General features: G+C 45.0%; 21 protein-coding genes and 1 other RNA gene. 9 read left to right on the top strand and 13 right to left on the bottom strand.

The features are described 5' to 3' along the window. Window positions 1–4 precede the first annotated feature (4 nt). From KTR07_RS22350 to KTR07_RS22330, 5 genes are all read right to left on the bottom strand, one after another. Window positions 5–586 (bottom strand): murein L,D-transpeptidase catalytic domain-containing protein, encoded by a 582-nt coding sequence (locus KTR07_RS22350; protein ID WP_008766631.1) that lies wholly within the window; start codon window positions 584–586, stop codon window positions 5–7. Window positions 587–722: 136 nt separating this feature from the next. Then, a complete protein-coding gene (locus KTR07_RS22345) occupies window positions 723–1583 on the bottom strand; it encodes an RNA polymerase sigma factor RpoD/SigA (protein WP_008766632.1) in 861 nt (286 codons plus the stop codon). A gap of 182 nt (window positions 1584–1765) precedes the next feature. Then, window positions 1766–3304: a trypsin-like peptidase domain-containing protein gene (locus KTR07_RS22340; protein WP_008766633.1), complete on the bottom strand. Its 1539-nt coding sequence runs from the start codon at window positions 3302–3304 to the stop codon at window positions 1766–1768. Between the two features lie 219 nt (window positions 3305–3523). Further along, window positions 3524–4675: a dipeptide epimerase gene (locus KTR07_RS22335; RefSeq protein WP_008766634.1), complete on the bottom strand. Its 1152-nt coding sequence runs from the start codon at window positions 4673–4675 to the stop codon at window positions 3524–3526. A 32-nt stretch (window positions 4676–4707) separates the two neighbouring features. Then, window positions 4708–5694, bottom strand: a complete 987-nt coding sequence (locus KTR07_RS22330; protein ID WP_008766635.1) for a C40 family peptidase — start codon at window positions 5692–5694, stop codon at window positions 4708–4710. A 98-nt stretch (window positions 5695–5792) separates the two neighbouring features. On the opposite strand from KTR07_RS22330, the gene rnpB reads away from it, so the two are divergent. Further along, window positions 5793–6154: RNase P RNA component class A (gene rnpB, locus KTR07_RS22325), an RNA gene on the top strand. Between the two features lie 36 nt (window positions 6155–6190). Next, entirely contained in the window at window positions 6191–7510 is a 1320-nt protein-coding gene (locus KTR07_RS22320; RefSeq protein WP_008766636.1) for a YihY/virulence factor BrkB family protein, read from the top strand. A gap of 235 nt (window positions 7511–7745) precedes the next feature. On the opposite strand, the gene KTR07_RS22315 is transcribed toward KTR07_RS22320, so the two are convergent. The 6 genes from KTR07_RS22315 to pstC all read right to left on the bottom strand — a co-directional run bounded on the left by KTR07_RS22315 (window position 7746) and on the right by pstC (window position 12834). Beyond that, window positions 7746–8282, bottom strand: a complete 537-nt coding sequence (locus KTR07_RS22315; RefSeq protein ID WP_008766637.1) for a nitroreductase family protein — start codon at window positions 8280–8282, stop codon at window positions 7746–7748. Window positions 8283–8300: 18 nt separating this feature from the next. Then, the gene (locus KTR07_RS22310; protein ID WP_008766638.1) at window positions 8301–8903 is read right to left on the bottom strand and encodes a riboflavin synthase; all 603 of its coding nucleotides are present in this window, start codon (window positions 8901–8903) and stop codon (window positions 8301–8303) included. A gap of 343 nt (window positions 8904–9246) precedes the next feature. Then, window positions 9247–9936: a phosphate signaling complex protein PhoU gene (phoU, locus tag KTR07_RS22305; protein WP_008764961.1), complete on the bottom strand. Its 690-nt coding sequence runs from the start codon at window positions 9934–9936 to the stop codon at window positions 9247–9249. 58 nt (window positions 9937–9994) lie between these two features. Further along, window positions 9995–10753, bottom strand: coding sequence for a phosphate ABC transporter ATP-binding protein PstB (pstB, locus tag KTR07_RS22300; RefSeq protein WP_008764960.1), 759 nt, complete (start codon window positions 10751–10753; stop codon window positions 9995–9997). Between the two features lie 7 nt (window positions 10754–10760). After that, window positions 10761–11636, bottom strand: a complete 876-nt coding sequence (gene pstA / locus KTR07_RS22295; protein ID WP_008764959.1) for a phosphate ABC transporter permease PstA — start codon at window positions 11634–11636, stop codon at window positions 10761–10763. Window position 11637: 1 nt separating this feature from the next. Beyond that, window positions 11638–12834, bottom strand: a complete 1197-nt coding sequence (pstC, locus tag KTR07_RS22290; protein ID WP_061473072.1) for a phosphate ABC transporter permease subunit PstC — start codon at window positions 12832–12834, stop codon at window positions 11638–11640. A gap of 176 nt (window positions 12835–13010) precedes the next feature. On the opposite strand from pstC, the gene KTR07_RS22285 reads away from it, so the two are divergent. The 4 genes from KTR07_RS22285 (at window position 13011) to KTR07_RS22270 (ending at window position 17927) form a co-directional block, all read left to right on the top strand. Continuing rightward, entirely contained in the window at window positions 13011–13823 is an 813-nt protein-coding gene (locus KTR07_RS22285; protein ID WP_008762446.1) for a PstS family phosphate ABC transporter substrate-binding protein, read from the top strand. Between the two features lie 51 nt (window positions 13824–13874). Then, window positions 13875–15614, top strand: a complete 1740-nt coding sequence (locus KTR07_RS22280; protein WP_054960075.1) for a glutamine--tRNA ligase/YqeY domain fusion protein — start codon at window positions 13875–13877, stop codon at window positions 15612–15614. Window positions 15615–15818: 204 nt separating this feature from the next. Then, window positions 15819–17255 (top strand): tetratricopeptide repeat protein, encoded by a 1437-nt coding sequence (locus KTR07_RS22275; RefSeq protein ID WP_008764957.1) that lies wholly within the window; start codon window positions 15819–15821, stop codon window positions 17253–17255. 30 nt (window positions 17256–17285) lie between these two features. Further along, complete coding sequence (locus KTR07_RS22270; protein ID WP_113748383.1) at window positions 17286–17927, top strand: DedA family protein; 642 nt, start codon at window positions 17286–17288, stop codon at window positions 17925–17927. 108 nt (window positions 17928–18035) lie between these two features. On the opposite strand, the gene KTR07_RS22265 is transcribed toward KTR07_RS22270, so the two are convergent. Then, window positions 18036–18920 (bottom strand): DUF3078 domain-containing protein, encoded by an 885-nt coding sequence (locus KTR07_RS22265; protein ID WP_008762443.1) that lies wholly within the window; start codon window positions 18918–18920, stop codon window positions 18036–18038. Between the two features lie 124 nt (window positions 18921–19044). After that, on the bottom strand, window positions 19045–19548 hold the full coding sequence (gene tpx / locus KTR07_RS22260; protein ID WP_008762442.1) for a thiol peroxidase: 504 nt from the start codon (window positions 19546–19548) through the stop codon (window positions 19045–19047). 137 nt (window positions 19549–19685) lie between these two features. On the opposite strand from tpx, the gene KTR07_RS22255 reads away from it, so the two are divergent. The 3 genes from KTR07_RS22255 to KTR07_RS22245 all read left to right on the top strand — a co-directional run bounded on the left by KTR07_RS22255 (window position 19686) and on the right by KTR07_RS22245 (window position 21487). Next, window positions 19686–20249 (top strand): HdeD family acid-resistance protein, encoded by a 564-nt coding sequence (locus KTR07_RS22255; protein ID WP_008762441.1) that lies wholly within the window; start codon window positions 19686–19688, stop codon window positions 20247–20249. A gap of 83 nt (window positions 20250–20332) precedes the next feature. Continuing rightward, window positions 20333–20812, top strand: coding sequence for a DUF4494 domain-containing protein (locus KTR07_RS22250; protein ID WP_008762440.1), 480 nt, complete (start codon window positions 20333–20335; stop codon window positions 20810–20812). Window positions 20813–20818: 6 nt separating this feature from the next. Beyond that, window positions 20819–21487 (top strand): YggS family pyridoxal phosphate-dependent enzyme, encoded by a 669-nt coding sequence (locus KTR07_RS22245; protein ID WP_113748382.1) that lies wholly within the window; start codon window positions 20819–20821, stop codon window positions 21485–21487. The last annotated feature ends 12 nt before the right edge of the window (window positions 21488–21499 follow it).

Genomic DNA, 21499 nt, shown 5'->3' with positions numbered 1-21499 from the left:
ATTTCTATTCATATATCCATAGCAACACGGGCTTCTTCTCGGCTTTCAGCAGCGCATCGACCTTCCGCATCACGTCATCACAGATCACAGGACATCCCTGACTGATCCCCAATGGAAGATGCATGGGGTATATCTCCAAAGTCGGTACCGGAGTGTACGAATGAAGCACAATGTAACGCTTGAAAGCATTGCTGTTGGTCGATTCCAATCCATGCAGTTTATAATGTACATTAATCCCCCATTTACTATACGAACGGATTCCTACCTTATACTTCCCCAAAGAAGAGCAATAGCTGCCTTCCACATTACTATATACCGGTTTCTTCGGCGTGCTCTCCTTGCCATATCCATGAGCACACAGACTTGAATATTTGATGGAATCGCCTTTGAAATCCCAGACAAAGAAACGTTTCTTGCCGGAAGGAATGCTGAAATCTATCAGAAAGCAATAATTCGTATTAAATCCTTTCTCTACGCAATAGGTTTTCGCCGCAAGGGCCTTTTCCCGCAAGGGTTGTTCGGCCTTGGCTACGATGCCAATGCCCAAACCAACAAGCGTGAATAATATCAGAGCAGACTTCTTCATAAAATGGTGCATAGTATAGTATTGACGAATAACGGCTAAATAAAAAGTCGCATAAGTACATTCTTCAGATGATTACTCCAAGAAGTGTAGCTTATGCGACCCCTAATTCTTTTTTTCAGAAACTGATATTCCTCACTTATCCCAAGTAGGATTTGAGCAATTTACTACGATTACTTTGTCTTAGTCTTCTAATTGCTTTTTCTTTAATCTGACGAACGCGCTCACGTGTGAGGCCAAACTTATCGCCGATTTCTTCCAATGTCATTTCTTGTTGTCCGATACCGAAAAACATCTGTATGATTTCTTTTTCGCGTTCGGTTAACGTAGAAAGAGCTCTATCAATTTCCCTCGCAAGAGACTCATTAACCAGAGAGCGGTCCGCCATAGGCGAATCGTCGTTTACCAACACATCCAGCAGGCTGTTGTCTTCTCCTTCCACGAAAGGCGCATCCACCGAAATATGACGGCCGGATACCTTCAGCGTATCAGAGATCTTGTCAACCGGAATTTCCAGTTCATCTGCCAACTCTTCGGGAGACGGACGCCGCTCGTTTTCCTGTTCGAACTTTGAGAAGGCTTTGCTGATCTTATTCAGCGAACCTACCTGATTCAACGGGAGACGAACAATACGCGACTGCTCTGCCAATGCTTGCAGAATAGACTGGCGAATCCACCATACAGCGTAGCTGATAAACTTGAATCCACGTGTTTCATCAAACTTTTCGGCGGCCTTGATCAGTCCTAAATTGCCTTCATTAATCAAGTCAGGCAAACTCAAACCCTGGTTCTGGTACTGCTTAGCCACAGATACGACGAAACGAAGATTGGCACGTGTCAATTTTTCCAATGCTACACGGTCACCCTTACGAATGCGCTGAGCGAGTTCCACTTCTTCCTCGACTGTAATCAGGTCCTCACGGCCGATTTCCTGCAAATACTTGTCAAGAGAAGCGCTCTCTCTGTTAGTGATACTTTTGGTAATCTTTAGTTGTCTCATTCTTTAAAAACAGATTTGGAGTGCAAAGTTACGACAAATAATTTGTTAACATACATATTTAGGCAACTTTTTCACTATATTTTCAACTAATAAAACAAAAAAGAATGCCGACAAGTTGTGTGACGGCATCCTTTTTCTATTTCATTAGCTTATCCTACAATCTTCTTACCTTAATTTATAACTTATTCCTGAGTCAGGTCTACTGCAAAGTATCCGCGCTTGCCGGACGGGAATACGCCGGTCAGGAACAATACCTGATTCGGAGACTTAACAGCGGCTTTCATCACTTCTTCCAGATCGCTAACTTTACGCATCGGCTGGTCGTTAGCTTTCAGGATGATGAAACCTTTGCGAACTCCTGCATCTGACATCTTACCGGAAGAAACGCCTGTCACTTGCAGACCATAGCCGAGATTCAGCTGTTTCTTCAAATCATCCGGCAGTTCTTTGAATGCAGCACCCAGAATTTCCATACCAGCTTCCTTCACGATCTTGGTAGTACCCTGTTCGTTCTTCAGCGTCACTTCGACTGACTTTTCTTTCTTGGCACGAACCAGTTTCACAGTTACCTTATCGCCCGGACGGTGTTTAGCCAATGCTTCCTGCAGGTCGGCAAAGTTATGTACTTTCTTGTTATCCACACCGACAATGACGTCGTCTACCTTGATATCAGCACCGGCAGCCGAACCGTTATCAACGATTTCACGTACCCATACGCCGTCTACCACGCCAAATTCTTTCGCTTTATCACGCAGTGTAGTACCGGACTTATCGATAGGACTCTGATCTTCCATGATGCTGCTGCCCAAAGAAGCTCCCTTGATGCCAAGGAGGGCACGCTGTACCGTTCCGTATTGTTTCAGGTCGGCAACTACCTTAGTCATGATGCTGGTAGGAATAGCGAAGCCGTATCCTGCGTATGCTCCCGTAGGTGAAGACAACACGGAGTTGATACCTACCAGTTCGCCTTTCGCATTCACCAGTGCACCACCACTATTCCCTTGGTTGATAGCGGCATCTGTCTGGATGAAAGATTCAATACCACCATTGTATACTCCCAGAGTACGGGCTTTGGCACTTACGATACCTGCTGTCACTGTAGAGTTCAGATTGAAAGGGTTTCCTACAGCGAGTACCCACTCTCCTACTTTCAGTGTTTCGGAATCTCCGACCGGAATAGTAGGCAGATCATCTTCCGACTCAATCTTGATCAGAGCAAGGTCTGTGCTCGGGTCAGTACCGATCACACGTCCTCTGAACTCACGGTTGTCATTCAGTTTCACACTGATCTCATCGGCACCTTCAATTACGTGATTGTTGGTCACGATATATCCGTCTTTAGAAATGATGACTCCGGAACCAAAGCCAACACGAGGCTGGGATTGTACCTGACGCTGCTGTCCGCGTCCGTCTCCAAAGAAGAAGTCAAAAATATCCGGTGCTTGCTGAACGGTTCTTGTTTTAGCTTCCTGAGTAGACTTTATATGTACGACAGCATGAAGCGAATTCTCCGCAGCTTGTGTCAAGTCAACCGGTTGAGCGTTTACCGCGTCAAAAGCAGCCAATTTGACATTGGGATTCTGCTGGAACATCTCATTAAAAGATGTCTCCTTGGCAGCATCATTGGATTGCAACAATTTATAAGTTGTCAATCCTGCAACTCCTGAGCTAAGAAGAATAATAGCTCCTACTCCCAGAATGTTCTTTGTTGTCTGTTTCATGATTTATAATTCTTTAAAATGTTAATATTCGACATTGTTTTAACTTTTACGACGTTAAAATAATAACAAATATCGTTCACTTATTCTACTTGTCACTCTTTTTTGTCCTCTTTTAACAGAGAATATTTGAGGCTTAACAGCGCTTAACGACAGCAACTGACAAATTTACATTCGTTGTATGTCAGATGGCTTTAACAGTCTGACATTCATTCAGTAAGATCAGATTTTCATGACACCGATTCCGGGTAAGTCATTCAAGGTGATTTTCCCCTTCACCACTTCTACCCCTTTGAAGCGATCGTTGGAGATAAGCAGGTTACCATCGAGGTCAGCAAAATCGACCGCCGGAGAAAATTGCGAGGCGGCAGATATCGCACACGAAGTCTCCGTCATACAGCCCACCATCACGCGCATTCCCAAAGCGTGCGCCAGCGTCACCATCTTCCATGCTTCACGCATACCGGTACATTTCATCAGTTTGATATTGATTCCCGTAAATGCGCCCTTCAAAGCGGCCACATCCTTTAAACGCTGTAACGACTCATCGGCAAACACCGGCAGAGGGCTTTGCTGCGTCACCCAGGCTATGTCATCCAGTTGCTCCTTCGGCATGGGCTGCTCTATCATCACAATCCCCTTCTCTTTCAGCCAATGGATCATATCGAGCGCGTATTGGCGGTCTTTCCATCCTTGGTTGGCATCTATGGCAATCGGAAGGTCTGTCACCGAACGGATCGTCTCTATCATTTCCTTATCGTTGTCTCTTCCCAGCTTTACCTTTAATATATTAAACCGGTCTGCACACTCTTTTGTTTTGGCACGAACCACATCGGGCGTATCGATACCGATCGTAAAGGTGGTGGAAGGGGTCTTTTCCTTATTCAATCCCCATATCTTATGCCACGGAGCTCCCAGCAGCTTTCCCACCAAATCATGAAGGGCAATATCTACCGCTGCCTTTGCCGCCGTGTCTTTCGGAGACAGACTGTCAACGTATGACAAAATGTCCTCTAACTGAAAAGGATCACTGAATTGCTCCAGATTTACTTTTTTAAGGAAGTTCATCACCGACTCCACCGTCTCCCCAAGATAAGGGGGCATTGACGCCTCTCCATATCCGGTCACTCCCTCATACTCGATTTCTACCTGCACATCGGGTGTGGTGGTGCGCGAATAAGTGGCTACCGTAAAGACGTGCCTCAACTTTAACTCATAAGGGAAAAAAGTCATTTTCATCTTTCCTCCCATACCCTGTTTGTTTATATGAATGGTGGAAGCTACAGATTCTCCCGCCAATGCCTGGCTGACAGCTATTCTGGAGCCTAAAGTTGCAAAGGCGGCCGTTTTCAGGAAATCTCTTCTATTTGGCATTTGTTGAATGGATAATTGATAATGGATAATGATTAGTCATATAGATAATAAGGGTTATGGTCAGTGGTATTCATACCTTTCTCCTTATTTATATAAGGCAGGAAGCGGGTGGCAAAAAGCAGACGGCCGGTGTTGAACTCGTCGTAGTACTCGTCTTCGGGATCAAAGCTGCTGATATGTACGTCTCCCAAGGCATGGATGAAGCGTTTGTTGCCCAGATAGATGCCGACATGCGAAATGCCTTCTTTGCGGTCGGCTGTGGCTTTGCGACCGAAAAAGACGAGATCTCCGCGTTGCACGTTGGAGAAATCAGGAGCGATTTCAATGCGTTCGCCTACATAAGCCTGTTGCGACGCATCTCTCGGAATGATTATATCGTGCATAAAAAGCACTGTCCGGACCAGACCGCTGCAATCGACTCCTTTCGAAGAAGTTCCCGCCCACAGATAGGGGATTCCGATCATTGTATAGGCGGTTTGAATAATGCTTTCGACATCCTGTTTCAATGAAGCTCTCCACTTCGTTTCGGGTTGTGAAATATGTTTGGATATATATGCCTGGCGACCGTCGGGATAAGACACTTTGTAAAAGCGCCCTTTGCTCCCCTCCCACTTCAGACGGTTGCCGGCAACGACATCCGATACGGTCTGAGAGTCATCATTCGGTTTTTCGTACGTAAATCCGTAGTGGGAAGTCACTACGATCTTCTCAGCACGGTTCCATTCATCGTATTGCTCTTTCGACATCGGAGTAACCACCATCCGGTGTACCCATCCCGTATAGTCATCCGGAGTCTGAATCTCATACCAGCCGGTATATTGCAATACCTTGACCGGCATTCCAAGCAGCGCCTGCGTACTCATCCCGGACGTAAACTTACCTTCATCGCGCATATTACAAACAGAAATATGTACTACCCCATAAGCCGAATCAGCAGGCATGGGGCGTATTTCCTGAGCTTTCAGACTAACTACCGCTACTACCAGCAAGCAATAGAAAAAAAGGATATTTTTCTTCATTGAATCATGATTTAATGATAGCAAAGGTAGAAATTATTTCTATTTGTGACACTTTCTTTGGCTAAAACAAAATAAATGACGTATTTTTGCAGTCTAAAGCAGTTGGCCGGTCTGTCGCGTGCGCGTTTCGCGCAGGAGGAAAGTCCGGGCAACACAGAGCATCCTACTTCCTAACAGAAAGCTGTCCGCAAGGGTAGAGTAACGTAGAAGAAAATAACCGCCGCTCCTTTCGGGGAGAGGTAAGGGTGAGAAGGTAGGGTAAGAGCCTACCAGTCGTATGGCGACATACGGGCTGTACGTCTTAGGAGTTGTAAGGTCATGTAAACCGGCGTTATGAGAGCTGCTCGCTCCATGTCGGAGGGTAGACCGCTAAAGTGTCGTGGTGACACGCCACTCAGATAAATGACAGGCACCTTATATCTATAAGGTACAGAACTCGGCTTACAGGCTGACTGCTTTTTTTCTTTTTTAAACTGCTTTTTTAAAATTCTGAGCCATGAAGAAGAAAATCACCGATATATGGAAATTCATCACGTATGACATCTGGCGCATCACGGAAGATGAAGTGACTAGAACGAAATTCTCGCTCTACAATATTATCAAAACCATCTATCTCTGCATCAACCGATTTACTAAAGACCGGATGGCAAACAAGGCCTCAGCACTGACATACAGCACACTGCTTGCTATTGTGCCTATACTCGCCATCCTATTCGCCGTGGCCCGCGGATTCGGATTTGATAATTTGATGGAGCACCAGTTTCGGAGCGGCTTCGGGGGAAATATAGAAACGACGGAAGCTATTCTTTCTTTCGTCAACTCCTACCTCTCGCAAACCAAAGGCGGTATTTTCATTGGGGTAGGTCTGGTGATGTTACTATGGACCGTGATCAATCTGGTGAGCAATATCGAAATCACTTTCAACCGTATTTGGGAAGTAAAGAAAGCGCGTTCCATGTACCGGAAGATTACGGACTATTTCTCCATGTTCCTGCTCATGCCGATTCTGATTGTGGTATCGGGCGGTCTTTCTCTGTTTGTGAGTACCGTTCTGAAGCAGATGGACGATTTCGTTTTACTGGCTCCCGTCATGAAGTTCATGATCCGCCTTATCCCATTTGTTTTGACTTGGCTGATGTTTACAGGGCTGTATATCTTCATGCCCAACACGAAAGTAAAATTCAAGCACGCTCTGATTGCAGGTATCCTCGCAGGTTCCGCTTATCAGGCTTTCCAGTTCCTGTATATCAACAGCCAGTTATGGGTATCGAAATACAATGCTATCTACGGTAGCTTCGCCGCTCTCCCCTTGTTTCTGCTCTGGCTGCAAATCTCATGGACCATCTGTCTGTTCGGAGCTGAATTGACGTATGCCGGACAAAATATCCGCAGCTTTAGCTTCGATCAGGATACCCGCAACATCAGCAGACGTTACCGGGACTTTATCTCTATCCTGATCATGTCGCTTATCGCCAAACGTTTCGAAAAGAATGAACCGCCTTATACAGCAGCAGAGATATCGGAAGAGCATCAAATCCCTATCCGGCTGACTAATCAGGTACTCTATCAATTACAAGAAATAGACCTGATCCATGAAGTAGTGTCCGACCAAAAGAGTGAAGATATTGGTTACCAACCCTCTATGGATATTAACCAGCTGAATGTAGCCATCTTGCTCGACCGACTGGATACTTATGGGTCCGAAAACTTCAAGATCGACAAGGATGAGGAGTTTAATGACGAATGGAAAGTACTGACTGAATCCAGAGAAGAATACTATAAGAAGGCAAGTAAAGTGCTACTGAAAGACCTATAGAAATTCCCATAAACGTCTTTGTTTTTTACCAATTCTCAATTTTGAGAACCATATTTAGGCAAATACCTCATAATCAAGAAATTAAAGACTCTTGATTTTTCCTTTAAAAGAAACAGGCCGTTGGTTTTAAAGGAAAGCCTCGTTGGTTTTAAAGGAACGACCTCTTCCTTTTAAACCAACGAGGCTTTTTACTGTATATCTACTCCGGCAAGTCCAAGGAGTAATCTTTTTTCAATTAGTATTGATTATAAGAAATGACCTTTTCTTTCGGCTTCCTCATCTTCTTTCGTTTCTCTTTCACCGGATACCCGATTGCAATATCCAGCAATAAACGTTTAGAAGCAGGAATACCTGTCAATTCCTTGATCTCTTTTTCATCAAACCAGCCCAAGATGCAGGAACCCAGTCCTTCATTCTCTGCAGCCAATGTGATATGAGCAGCAGCGATTCCAATATCAATCAGCGGGAAATGCTTGCCTTTTACTTTTCCTCCAAGCAAGGATGTAATATTAGCAGACTCTTCTACAACCAGAATATGTACAGGGGCATCTTTGGCGAACTTATTCATGCCAAGTCCGGCTGCCGCCTTCCCCACTTTTGAAGCCAGCTCATGGTCCGTCACGACCACAAACTTCCATGGCTGCGCATTGCAGGCAGAAGGAGCCAGACGAGCAGCTTCCAGAATGCGCTCCAGCTTCTCTGCTTCTACCGGGCGCTCTTTATCATACGCCCGGTCACTCTGACGAGACAGTACCAATTGCAGAAAATCCATCAGACATCTATTTTTTAATTATCTATACTGAATCATCCGGCTGATATATTTACCGATGATATCAAATTCGATATTCACTACGCTACCGATTTCAAATGTATGAAAGTTGGTATATTCGTAAGTATAAGGTATGATAGCTACCTGGAAAGTATCATCCGTCGGATTGCATACCGTCAGACTGACACCATTAACAGTCACCGAACCCTTGTCTACCGTGATATAACCACGTTTCGCCATTTCCTTATCAAATGCATATTTAAATGTAAAATACCAGCTTCCTTCCGCATCCTTGATTTCCACACAAGTAGCAGTCTGGTCTACGTGTCCCTGCACGATATGTCCGTCCAGTCGGCCATTCATCATCATGCTGCGCTCTACATTCACCTTATCGCCCACTTTCAGCAAACCAAGATTCGAACGGTCCAGCGTTTCTTTCATGGCAGTTACCGTATACGTATCATCGGTCAGACTCACTACCGTCAGGCATACTCCGTTGTGAGAAATACTCTGATCAATCTTCAGCTCATTTACAAACGAACACTTAAATGTAAAGTGTATATTCTCCTGGTCTTTCACCAGTGCTACCAAAGTAGCGTACTCTTCTACGATTCCAGAAAACATAATGTTATTTATTTTAGTACGGCTCAAAGATACAAATAAGGAAGGAGCTTAAAAAATAAGAGCAAAAAAAAATGGGGCTTTTCACAAAGCTCCATTTTTCAGTTTTCAATAGGTATTAGTTTTTTTTTAAGGTAAAAAGATTGTTTTCAGGATAACGGTGCAAATATAGTCGCTTTTACTGATACTCTCCAAATTATAAAACATGTCATATAACATCTTTTTGAAATTTCTTTGGATTTATTATCATTTGACGCAAAACCGCCCATAACTTGTCCGTTACAAGGGACAAATATAGGATTATTTTCTAAGTAGCCCTAATTTTTGTTTAAAAACATGCAAAAAATTACGATTTCGGGTAGTTTTCGTCCACTTTTCCGCTATGTTTTAAGACTTTCGCATCAATAAAGAAGACTATTTCTTCGGCTATATTAGTAATATGGTCGCCCGAACGCTCCAGTTTGCGGAACACACCAACCAAGTCAACACATGTATGCGCCGTCTCCGGATGTTCGCGGATGTAATCTGCCAGGATGCCTGTGGCTTCCGCATTGATATCATCCAGCAGATTATCTTTGCCGAATACCACCGTTGCCATTTCAATGTTCTCTTCGTTCAAGGCACGTTTTGCCAGTTCCAGCATGGATAATACCTCTGCCTGCATCTCTCCCAAACGCAGACGAGTCAGCAGATCGGCGTCCAGCACCGGTTCTTTACAGCGAATAACGAAACGGGCTATCCCTTCTGCAAAGTCCCCCAGACGTTCCAGATTCGTATTGATTTTCAGCATTGCCAGCACAAATCGGAGATCAATCGCCACCGGATTATACAATGCAATGATATCCTCTATATCACTGTCGATCTTCAGTTCAAAGGCATTCACCCGACGTTCGCGAACCATTACCTGTTGTGCCAGTTCCTTGTCAAGTGTCATGACTGCTTCCCCTGCACGGTCAAGCTGATTGTACACCAGTGTCCACATTTCATCCACTTCTTTCTTCAATAGAATGAGTTCCGATTCTATAAACTTTACCATAGTCTATATATATATAAATGATTAATATTCTCGTTTTTCACAAACACTCCGGTGGCGCTTAGCCGAAACGTCCTGTGATATAATTCTGGGTAGCCTCTTTCTCAGGGTTGGTGAATATCCTTTTCGTATCACCATACTCTACCATCTCTCCCAAGTAGAAGAAAGCCGTCTTGTCACTGACACGTGCCGCCTGCTGCATATTGTGAGTTACGATCACGATTGTATAGTCCTTCTTCAGTTCATGAATCAGTTCCTCTACTTTGGCCGTAGAAATAGGATCGAGCGCGGAAGCCGGTTCATCCATCAACAGTACCGAAGGAGATACCGCCATGGCACGGGCAATGCAAAGACGCTGCTGCTGTCCACCGGATAAAGCATAGGCAGACTCTTTCAGTTTATCTTTCACCTCATCCCAAAGCGCAGCCCCTTTCAGCGTCTCTTCTACCCGCTGGCGGATGAAAGCGTTATCTTTCACTCCATTGACGCGAAGCCCGTAAGCGACATTCTCGAATATGCTTTTCGGGAAAGGGTTAGGGCGCTGGAAAACCATGCCCACATTCTTGCGAAGCTCGTCCACTTCCATCCCTTTGGCATAAATATTATGCCCGTCAATCCGGATTTCACCTTCCAGACGGGTAGCGGGAATCAAGTCGTTCATCCGGTTGAAAAGACGAAGGAAAGTCGATTTGCCACATCCTGACGGTCCTATAAAGGCAACTACAGACTTTTCTTCAATCTCCATGCTAATCCCCTTCAAAGCGTGAAAATCACCATACCAGAAGTTTACATCACGCGCATCTATTTTTATTGTATCCATATACTTATCAATTCGTTTTTACTCTTTTCTCGAAATATTTTCTCAATGCATTTGCCAGCAGATTAACCAAAAGGATAATCACAATCAGTACCAAAGCCGTACCATAAGCCAACGGCAACTGCGCTTCCATATCCGTTCCGCTGGTCGAAATCACATACAGGTGATACGGCAGCGCCATACACTGGTCCAGAATGCTCGTCGGCAACTGCGGCAGGAAGTAAGCGGCACAGGTAAACAGAATCGGTGCCGTCTCGCCTGAAACACGTCCCAAAGCAAGGATTAATCCTGTAATGATGTTCGGCATCCCCATCGGAAGAATCACATGCCAGATCGTCTGCAATCTGGTAGCCCCCAATGCCCTGCTTCCTTCACGCATACTGTCGGGAATCGCTTTCAACGCCTCCTCTGTAGTACGAATAACCAAAGGTACGCAAAGTAAACCTAACGTCAAAGAACCCGCCAGAATACTGTCACCGAAGCCCATATAATTGACAAACAGCGCCATACCGAACAGACCGAAAACGATAGAAGGAATACCGCTCAGATTATTCGTCATCACTCGTATAAAACGTACCAGCTTCCCTTTCGGAGCATATTCATTCATATAGATTCCACTCATCACTCCCACCGGAAAAGCGAAAAGCGCACTGCCAACCATCAGATAGAAAGTACCGACAATAGCCGGCCAGATACCTCCGCCGGTCATCCCGTCCGTAGGTGCCGAAGTGATGAAGTCCCAACTGATAGCGCCCGCTCCCTTATATATAATGAAACCGAGAATCGCAAACAAAATCAACACTATGCAGAGACTCAACAACCGGAAAATTCCGAAAGCCAGCCTCTGAGAACGGTGTTTCGCTTTATTATTACTTCGTATTTCCATATCACTTGCTACGTTTTATTCCTTTAGAAGAGATATACTCCACGCTAAAGTTGATGATTAATGTTATAAAGAACAGTACGACACCCAACAGGAACAATGCTTCGTAGTGCGGTCCGCCTGCCGGAGCTTCTCCCAGTTCCGCCGCAATCGTTGCCGGAATCGTACGGAGCGGTTCGAGAATTGTTGTCGGTATCACTGCGGCATTACCCGTTACCATCAATACTGCCATCGTCTCTCCGATAGCGCGTCCGATGCCCAGCACCACGCCGGAAGTGATTCCGGAGATCGAATAGGGAATCACGACCTTATATATAGTCTGCCACTGCGAAGCTCCCAGCGCCAGACTTGCTTCCCGCATCGAACGCGGGCAATTGCGCATGGCATCTTCGGTAACCGTTATGATAGTAGGCAGCGCCATGATAGCCAGGATGATACTTCCTGCCAAACCGCTCTCCCCTACCGGCAGATCAAAGAATTTCTGAATCAGCGGAACAACAACGATCAGGCCGAAAAAGCCATAAACCACCGAAGGAATACCACTCAGCAGCTCAATAATCGGTTTCAGCCAGTTACGCACCTTCGGATTGGCGACCTCAGACATATAGATAGATACCGAAAGCCCGAACGGAAGCGCAAAAAGTATAGCGAACAGACTCACCCACAAAGTACCCGCTATCAACGGCAGAAATCCGAATAAGGCGGCAGGAGTAGCTGTAGGGAACCATTCGGCACCCGCAAAGACATCTTTTACCGAAATGGTATTATCCTTGATAAAATGCACCGCATCGGGCTGTACTATAAATTTCTGCGGAACAAAAGCCACGATACCGGGCGTTTTTTCCACCAACTGCGTGATTCTTTCACCGGCATACTCGTAAGCCGGACCCAGTTCTTCCTCCGTATAATACTCCGTGATGTCTTCCAAACGAAAAACCCGGATAGGGAGATCCTCCCCACCGAGTTCTTTCCAGTTCGTTATCTCCTCGTCGAAAACGTCCTTTATCTGAGCAGGGCTCAGCGTATTTACCTTATTGCCTTTGTTCAAAGCCAACACGTACCCTTCTTCAATCACCTTGCTATTGAACAGCCCGAAAGCCTCCGTAAACAGGAAAAGCACAATCAGCAGGATTGTAATACTTGTTACGAAACCGCTACAAGTCAGAATTCCTTCTATTATTTTCTCAAAAATCTTCTTCATACCTATTGGTTTTCTGATGCAAAGAAAGCAACTCCTTATTAAGGAGGTGTGACTAACGTTTGAAGGAAGTATTTCAATGCTGTTACATTTGTGTTACAAACATTATTTCTCCCTTATCTGAAACAAAAATGTAATATGTGATTGTTTTATTTGCACCAACAATAAAAAGAATAATTATGAAAGTGAGAAGAAATTTATTAATCGCCCTTTCCCTTCTGTCTCTCAGCGCCAACGCACAGCGTATCAAAGGCAGCGACACCGTATTGCCTGTTGCCCAACAAACAGCAGAGCGATTTATGAATCAGCATCCGGATGCGCGGGTCACTGTCACCGGAGGAGGCACCGGGGTCGGCATCTCCGCACTGATGGATAATACGACGGATATTGCCATGGCTTCCCGTCCGATCAAATTCAGCGAAAAGATGAAAACCAAAGAAGCCGGACAAGAGGTGGACGAGGTGATCGTAGCCTACGACGCCCTTGCCGTAGTGGTGCACCCTTCCAATCCGGTGAAACAGCTCACCCGCCAGCAGCTGGAAGATATCTTCCGTGGAAAAATCACCAACTGGAAGCAAGTGGGCGGAGACGACCGCAAAATAGTTGTCTATTCCCGCGAAACCTCTTCGGGAACTTACGAATTCTTCAAGGAAAACGTGCTGAAAAACAAGAACTATATGGCAGGCAGCCTTTCCATGCCCGCCACAGGTGCTATCATCCAGTCCGTCAGCCAGACGAAGGGAGCCATCGGGTACGTCGGGCTGGCATACGTATCTCCCCGCACCAAAACGCTTTCCGTTTCGTATGACGGAAGCCACTACGCCGCCCCGACAGTGGAGAACGCAACGAACAAGACTTATCCCATTGTCCGCCCCCTTTATTACTATTATAATGTGAAGAACAAAGAGCAGGTAGCTCCTCTGATCAACTTCATTCTTTCGCCCGAAGGACAGGAGATTATAAAAAAGAGCGGTTATATTCCAGTAAAATAAAAAAAATGTCCTACTTTTGTAGCCTATAAATAGAGTTAACATTTTAACGTTATGACAGATATTAAAAACGAAGACACAGGCGATAAGAAAAGCCTGAACTTTATTGAACAGGCAGTAGAGAAGGATTTGAAGGAAGGTAAAAATGGTGGAAAAGTGCAGACCCGCTTCCCGCCCGAGCCGAACGGATACCTTCACATCGGTCATGCCAAAGCTATTTGCCTTGATTTCGGCATCGCTGCCAGACATGGCGGTGTATGTAACCTTCGTTTCGACGACACAAACCCGACCAAAGAGGACGTGGAATACGTAGAAGCCATCAAAGAAGATATTCAATGGCTTGGCTACCAATGGGGAAACGAATACTACGCTTCCGACTATTTCCAGCAATTATGGGACTTCGCCATCCGCCTCATCGAGGAAGGAAAAGCATATATCGACGAGCAAACAGCTGAACAGATTGCCCAGCAAAAAGGTACTCCCACGCAAGCAGGTGTGAACAGCCCGTACCGTGACCGCCCAATCGAAGAAAGCCTGGAACTCTTCAAGAAGATGAACAGCGGTGAGATAGAAGAAGGCGCTATGGTACTCCGTGCCAAAATCGACATGGCCAATCCTAATATGCACTTCCGCGACCCGATCATCTATCGTGTCGTGAAGCATCCGCACCACCGCACAGGTACTACCTGGAAGGCTTATCCGATGTACGACTTCGCCCACGGACAGAGTGACTTCTTCGAAGGAGTAACCCACTCTCTGTGTACGCTCGAATTTGTGGTACACCGTCCGCTCTATGATCTCTTCATCGACTGGCTGAAAGAAGGTAAGGATCTGAACGACAACCGTCCCCGTCAGACTGAGTTCAACAAGCTGAACCTGAGCTACACGCTGATGAGCAAACGCAACCTGCTGACGCTGGTAAAAGAAGGATTGGTGAACGGATGGGACGATCCCCGTATGCCGACTATCTGCGGCTTCCGCCGTCGTGGTTATTCTCCGGAATCTATTCATAAATTTATCGATAAAATCGGTTATACGACTTACGATGCCCTGAACGATATCGCATTGCTGGAAAGCTCCGTACGTGACGATCTGAACAGCCGTGCTACCCGCGTATCTGCTGTCATCAACCCGGTGAAACTCATCATCACCAACTATCCGGAAGGACAAGTGGAGGAACTGGAAGCTATCAACAATCCGGAAGATCCGGAAGCAGGAAGCCACATGATCGAGTTCAGCCGTGAATTATGGATGGAACGCGAAGACTTTATGGAAGACGCGCCCAAGAAATATTTCCGCATGACTCCGGGACAGGAAGTACGCCTCAAAAACGCTTACATCGTAAAATGTACCGGATGCAAGAAGGATGAGAACGGCGTAATCACAGAAGTATATTGTGAATATGACGCGAACACCCGCAGCGGTATGCCGGATGCCAACCGCAAAGTGAAAGGTACGCTCCACTGGGTAAGCTGCAACCACTGCCTGCAAGCAGAAGTACGCCTCTACGACCGTCTGTGGAAAGTAGAAAACCCACGCGACGAACTGGCTGCCATCCGTGAAGCAAAGAACTGCGAAGCTCTGGAAGCAATGAAGGAAATCATCAATCCGGATTCTTTGAAAGTTCTGCCGAATTGCTATATCGAGAAGTTTGCGGCAACCTTGCCTGTGCTCTCATACCTGCAATTCCAACGCATCGGTTATTTCAATATCGACAAAGACTCGACTCCGGAGAAACTTGTATTCAACCGCACGGTAGGATTAAAGGATACCTGGGGCAAAATCAATAAATAAAATTCAGCCCTCACAGGCTACTTAAACATAAAAAGGCAGTGCCAAAAGCCGAATAAAGAATAAATCTATGATATTATTCAGGCACGAATTACACGGATTGCACGGATTTAAAGAGTTCACGTAACTTACAAGCCGCTTCAATCTGTGTAATCCGTGCCTAAACATCTTTTTAGCGCTGCTTTATTCAAATCAAAATAAATCAGAATGGGGAGAAAAAATTCACCGTCCGCAAATAAAGAACTAAACGAGTTAATCGCTCAATATGAAACGGCAAAAGCAGAAAACCGACAACTCTATCTGGACGGAGACCAACTAGCCGACATTGCTGACCGATACGCTGCCGAACGGAAATTCGACGAAGCGCAAGAGGTCATAACTTACGGCCTCCACCTGCATCCCGACAGCACAGATCTACTGGTAGAGCAGGCCTATCTTTATCTTGATACCGGTAAAATACCTCTGGCGAAAAAAGTAGCAGAAAGCATCACAGATGATTATATTACTGATGTAAAAATGCTGAAAGCGGAACTTCTGCTGAACGAAGGACAACTGGAAGCAGCCCGAAGCACATTAGATACCATAGAAGATACGGATGAACTGGAAACAATTATTAACATCATCTATCTCTATATGGATATGGGATACCCCGAAGCCGCCAAGGAATGGTTGGATAAAGGTACCCCCCGATTCGGTAAAAAAGAAGATTTCATAGCTGTCATGGCAGACTATCTCGCAGGCACCAATGAACTCGAAGCCGCATCGACCTATTACAATCAACTGATTGATATGGACCCTTACAATGCCAGTTACTGGGTGGGACTTGCCAAATGCCGCTTTGCAGCTGAAGACAGCGAAAAAGCAATCGAAGCCTGTGACTTTGCACTGGCTGCCGACGAGACGTTTGGAGAAGCCTACGCTTACCGCGGACATTGCTATTTCTATCTGAACAATTCGGATGCCGCCATTGAGAATTATACAAAGGCGATAGAATACAAAGCCTTTCCTCCCGAAATGGGTTACATGTTTTTGGGGATGGCATATTCCAACAAAGGAGCATGGCAAGAAGCAGACGATTGCTACCAACGTGTCATCGACCGTTTTGTAGCAGACGGAGCCGGCAACTCTCCTCTATTGATAGATACTTATACCAACAAAGCTGTAGCCGCCTCCCAACTAGGCAAGCATGAGGAAGCGCATCTGTTATGTAAAAAAGCCAAAAAGATCCAGCCGGATGATCCCGGTATCCATCTGACAGAAGGTAAACTCTACATGAAGGAAGGTCAGAAAAAAAAGGCAGTCAAGGCTTTTGACAAAGCACTGGTGATGGAACCGAGTGCAGAAATGTGGTATTTGGTAGCTTCGGCCTATTCGGACGCAGAGTACTTATATCAAGCCAAACTCTGTTTTGAAGAGTCATACCGGATTGATCCCAACTATGCAGACGTCACAGAGAAACTGAGTATTCTCAGTCTGATGCATAACGAGATAGACGACTTCTTCAAGTACAACAGTGAAAGTGCCCATCCGATCAGCGAGGACATCATTCTGGATCTGCTGTCCAGACCTAACCAAACGGAGGAAGGCGAACAAATGCTCAAAGAAGTCTGGAAGCGCATGAAGAAAGAGAAAGGAAATAAATAATCATATTAATAAACTTTAGCCCAAAAACACATGGAATCAGTAGCTTTTATCCAGTGGTGTCTCGAACATCTGAATTATTGGACAATCACTTTATTAATGACTATAGAAAGCTCCTTCATCCCTTTCCCATCGGAAGTGATCATCCCGCCGGCAGCATACAAAGCAGCTGTCAATGACGAGCTTAATATTTACTTGGTAGTCTTATTTGCCACCATCGGTGCAGATATCGGCGCATTAATCAACTATTATCTGGCCAAATGGCTGGGACGTCCCATTATTTATAAATTTGCCAACAGCCGCATCGGGCACATGTGTCTGATCGACGAAGCCAAAGTACAACATGCCGAATCTTATTTCGACAAGCATGGCGCACTTTCCACCTTCATCGGCCGATTGATTCCGGCAGTTCGCCAACTGATTTCCATACCGGCAGGACTTGCCCGCATGAAAATGCACACCTTCCTGTTGTATACCACTATCGGAGCCGGATTATGGAATACAATCCTCGCCATAATCGGGTATTACCTCTCGACAGTGCCCGGCATCGAAAGCGAAGAACAACTGATTGCCAAAGTAACAGAATACAGCCACGAAATCGGCTATTGCTTCATCGCAATCGGAATATTCATCGTGGGCTTCCTGGTTCATAAAGGAATGAAGAGAAATAAATAATAAGTAATAGGTAATAAGTATTAGGTATTAACCGAAGCTGCTGTGTTATTAGCTTATCCGCACGGTTTAATACTTAATACTTATTACCTATTACTTATTACTTATTACTTAAAAATTAAACTGCACTCCTACGCCCAGCACTTCTTTGAATTGCAGGCGTGATCCTTTGCTGCCGTCTTTCTGAACTATTTTGATATCATCGTCATAGACCATATTGGTAGTCAGCGTAGTGGAGAACCATTTGTTGATTGCCATATTAATCTGCACTTCCCAGTTCACATCAATATTCTGAGGTTTATGCAAGTAGTCAGAATACAAGTCCAGACGGGAATATACAGTCATGTTCTTTAAGAATTCATATTTCACCTCTCCTTTCAGATTAGCACCGAAGCTCGACAAAAGATGTTTGCCGGGATCGACACCAAAAGCGCCTTCATCAGACAAACGGTCATTTAGAACAAAGGTGCCGCGCCAAGAGGCAGGAGACAATACAACCGTGAAAATCTTTCCCGGATCATATGTGAATCCCAAACCGGTAGTCAGATATGCCGGAGACATAAATTCGGAGATAGCGACATCCTTATTGACTGAATAGTCGTATCCTGGCGAGAATTGTGTCTGGAAAGTGGTAAATGCACTTGCATACCAGTTTTTGGCGATAGAATACCCATAGTTGGTATTCATATATATTTTATCATTGGCCTTTCTCATGCCATCCTCCCCTGTCTTATTCAAGCCATAAGCCAGTTCAAGACGGTTGTTCCATATATGCTTTCCCTTTTTATAGTTAGCCTGATAAGTACCTTGCAAGTCAAAAGCGACAGAATTGTCACCTCCGGCAGACCAGTTGGTCAAACTAACCTGCGTCAGCTTGAGTCCGGCAAAACCTTCCGTTGTCCAGGGAGAAGTTTGTGTACTATCGGCCGTTTGAGCCGACAAGTGTGCAGCGCCCATACCTAACAGGGCGATGAAGAAAAATCGAATTTTGTCCATGTGGTTAAGGTTTAATGTAAAGTAATAGGTAATAGGTATTAAGTAATACTCCGCATAATTAATGCCAATAATGAAATAAGCGACTTCGGCTAATACTTATTACTTAATACCTAATACTTATTACCTATTCTTTAACTGCCGCCAATGCCTTCTCATAGTCAGGTTCCTGAGTAATCTCCGGAACAAGTTCCGTATATGCTACTTTGCCGTCTTTGCCGATTACGACTACTGCACGTGCCAGTAAGCCTGCCAACGGTCCGTCTGCCATACGCAGTCCGTAGCTCTCGTCAAAATCAGAGAAACGGAAATCTGACAATGGGATTACGTTTTCGATGCCTTCCGTCGTACAGAAACGTGCGTGGGCAAAAGGAAGGTCTTTGGAGATAGCTAATACTACCGTATCTTTGAGACCTGCTCCCATTTTATTAAATTTGCGTACCGATGTTGCACAGACACTGGTATCCAGACTTGGAAAAATATTTAGAATCACATTTTTGCCGTTCAGGTCTTTCAGGGAGAAAGAAGACAAATCTGTTTTTACTAACTCAAAGTCAGGAGCGACTTTACCTACTTGTATAAATTCACCGATCAGTTTCACCGGTTGTCCTTTGAAATTTGTTGTTGCCATATTGCATTTACATTTTAAAATTACTTTATAATAAAAACAACTTATCCCCGGAATATGTTCACACGAAAACCTTTTCTAAAATCAATTTGTTATTCCTCCACAAATTCACAGAGTATTCATTTAAAATTAAAGAACGTATGGAAACTGTTTTCAATGAGATCAAACATTCAGTAAAAAACTGGTGGACCTCTCTCCTGTTAGGAATCGTGTATATTATTGTCGCCCTTTGGCTTATGTTCTCACCTCTCAGCAGCTATGTGGCACTTAGCATCGTTTTCAGCATATCGATGCTGATAAGCGGTATTCTCGAAATTATATTCTCCCTCAGCAACCGCAAGGGTGTACCGAGTTGGGGCTGGTATCTGGTAGGAGGAATTATCGACCTTATCTTAGGTATTTATCTGATTGCCTATCCGATGGTCAGCATGGAAGTGATTCCGTTTATCATCGCCTTCTGGCTTATGTTTCGGGGCTTTTCCTCTACCGGCTATTCCATCGACCTCAAACGTTACGGCACCCGTGACTGGGGCTGGTATATGGCCTTCGGTATCCTCGCCATCATCTGTGCTCTCATCATATTGTGGCAACCGGCAGTAGGTGCATTGTACGTGGTCTACATGATTTCCTTTACTTTCTTCATCATCGGACTTTTCCGCGTCATGCTTTCGTTCGAATTGAGGAATCTGCATAAAAGAAAATAAAAATCTTTCGGCAGTTACTTCGTATTTTGTTTATCTTTGTAGGCAATTTACACGAATCAATAAACTAAAAAAGAAGAAAAATTATGGCAATGCATACTTGGTTTGAGTGCAAAATCCGTTACGAGAAAACAATGGAAAACGGAATGCAGAAAAAAGTGACTGAACCTTATCTGGTAGATGCACTCAGCTTTACAGAAGCAGAAGCACGTATTATTGAGGAGATGACTCCATTTATAACAGGAGAATTTACAGTATCGGACATTAAACGTGCCAACTATAGCGAACTTTTCCCCAGCGACGAGGAAAGTGCCGACCGCTGGTTTAAGTGCAAACTGATCTTTATCACCCTTGACGAAAAAAGCGGTGCGGAGAAAAAGACTTCTACCCAAGTGCTGGTTCAGGCTGCCGACTTGCGCGACGCAGTGAAGAAGCTGGATGAAGGCATGAAAGGAACGATGGCCGACTACCAGATCGGTATGGTATCCGAGACCCCGTTGATGGATGTATATCCTTACAGTGCCGGACCGAATGACAAACCGGAGTTTGATCCGTCAAAAGCATAAGTAACCATGAGTATTGCTGACAATCTTAAGCAAGTGCTGGCCGAACTCCCACAAGGAGTCCGGCTGGTTGCTGTCTCAAAATTCCATCCCAATGAAGCGATAGAAGAGGCTTATCAGGCGGGACAGCGTATTTTCGGAGAAAGCAAAGTGCAGGAAATGACAGCTAAATACGAAACGTTGCCGAAAGACATCGAATGGCATTTTATCGGGCACTTGCAGACAAACAAGATCAAATACATGATCCCCTACGTAGCGATGATACATGGAATCGATACGTACAAACTGCTGACGGAAGTCAACAAGCAAGCTGTCAAAGCGGGACGTATCGTGAACTGTCTGTTACAGATTCACGTTGCACAGGAAGAGACCAAATTCGGTTTCAGCCCCGAAAAATGCAAGGATATGCTGCATGCCGGCGAATGGAAAGAACTGTCTCACGTACGCATCTGCGGATTGATGGGAATGGCAAGCAACACCGATGATGTTGAACAAATTAACCGGGAATTTTGTTTACTGAATAGGCTCTTTCAGGAAATAAAAGCAAACTGGTTTGCCGAAACCTTTACTTTCCGTGAATTGTCGATGGGTATGTCACATGACTATCACGAAGCAATCGCCGCAGGAAGCACTCTGGTACGGGTAGGAAGCAAGATATTCGGAGAAAGAAACTATTAATCAGTAGCCAAC

Source organism: Bacteroides sp. MSK.20.82 (assembly GCF_019052485.1).
Classification (GTDB): Bacteria; Bacteroidota; Bacteroidia; order Bacteroidales; family Bacteroidaceae; genus Bacteroides; species Bacteroides thetaiotaomicron.
The sequence above is the reverse complement of the archived record's forward strand: the minus strand, read 5'-3'. Positions and strand labels throughout refer to the sequence as shown.

Excerpts from the sequence above, each read along its gene's own strand:
- KTR07_RS22350 (WP_008766631.1), bottom strand. The coding sequence starts at position 586 with ATGAAGAAGTCTGCTCTGATATTATTCACGCTTGTTGGTTTGGGCATT.
- KTR07_RS22345 (WP_008766632.1), bottom strand. The coding sequence starts at position 1,583 with ATGAGACAACTAAAGATTACCAAAAGTATCACTAACAGAGAGAGCGCT.
- KTR07_RS22340 (WP_008766633.1), bottom strand. The coding sequence starts at position 3,304 with ATGAAACAGACAACAAAGAACATTCTGGGAGTAGGAGCTATTATTCTT.
- KTR07_RS22335 (WP_008766634.1), bottom strand. The coding sequence starts at position 4,675 with ATGCCAAATAGAAGAGATTTCCTGAAAACGGCCGCCTTTGCAACTTTA.
- KTR07_RS22330 (WP_008766635.1), bottom strand. The coding sequence starts at position 5,694 with ATGAAGAAAAATATCCTTTTTTTCTATTGCTTGCTGGTAGTAGCGGTA.
- KTR07_RS22320 (WP_008766636.1), top strand. The coding sequence starts at position 6,191 with ATGAAGAAGAAAATCACCGATATATGGAAATTCATCACGTATGACATC.
- KTR07_RS22315 (WP_008766637.1), bottom strand. The coding sequence starts at position 8,282 with ATGGATTTTCTGCAATTGGTACTGTCTCGTCAGAGTGACCGGGCGTAT.
- KTR07_RS22310 (WP_008766638.1), bottom strand. The coding sequence starts at position 8,903 with ATGTTTTCTGGAATCGTAGAAGAGTACGCTACTTTGGTAGCACTGGTG.
- phoU (WP_008764961.1), bottom strand. The coding sequence starts at position 9,936 with ATGGTAAAGTTTATAGAATCGGAACTCATTCTATTGAAGAAAGAAGTG.
- pstB (WP_008764960.1), bottom strand. The coding sequence starts at position 10,753 with ATGGATACAATAAAAATAGATGCGCGTGATGTAAACTTCTGGTATGGT.
- pstA (WP_008764959.1), bottom strand. The coding sequence starts at position 11,636 with ATGGAAATACGAAGTAATAATAAAGCGAAACACCGTTCTCAGAGGCTG.
- pstC (WP_061473072.1), bottom strand. The coding sequence starts at position 12,834 with ATGAAGAAGATTTTTGAGAAAATAATAGAAGGAATTCTGACTTGTAGC.
- KTR07_RS22285 (WP_008762446.1), top strand. The coding sequence starts at position 13,011 with ATGAAAGTGAGAAGAAATTTATTAATCGCCCTTTCCCTTCTGTCTCTC.
- KTR07_RS22280 (WP_054960075.1), top strand. The coding sequence starts at position 13,875 with ATGACAGATATTAAAAACGAAGACACAGGCGATAAGAAAAGCCTGAAC.
- KTR07_RS22275 (WP_008764957.1), top strand. The coding sequence starts at position 15,819 with ATGGGGAGAAAAAATTCACCGTCCGCAAATAAAGAACTAAACGAGTTA.
- KTR07_RS22270 (WP_113748383.1), top strand. The coding sequence starts at position 17,286 with ATGGAATCAGTAGCTTTTATCCAGTGGTGTCTCGAACATCTGAATTAT.
- KTR07_RS22265 (WP_008762443.1), bottom strand. The coding sequence starts at position 18,920 with ATGGACAAAATTCGATTTTTCTTCATCGCCCTGTTAGGTATGGGCGCT.
- tpx (WP_008762442.1), bottom strand. The coding sequence starts at position 19,548 with ATGGCAACAACAAATTTCAAAGGACAACCGGTGAAACTGATCGGTGAA.
- KTR07_RS22255 (WP_008762441.1), top strand. The coding sequence starts at position 19,686 with ATGGAAACTGTTTTCAATGAGATCAAACATTCAGTAAAAAACTGGTGG.
- KTR07_RS22250 (WP_008762440.1), top strand. The coding sequence starts at position 20,333 with ATGGCAATGCATACTTGGTTTGAGTGCAAAATCCGTTACGAGAAAACA.
- KTR07_RS22245 (WP_113748382.1), top strand. The coding sequence starts at position 20,819 with ATGAGTATTGCTGACAATCTTAAGCAAGTGCTGGCCGAACTCCCACAA.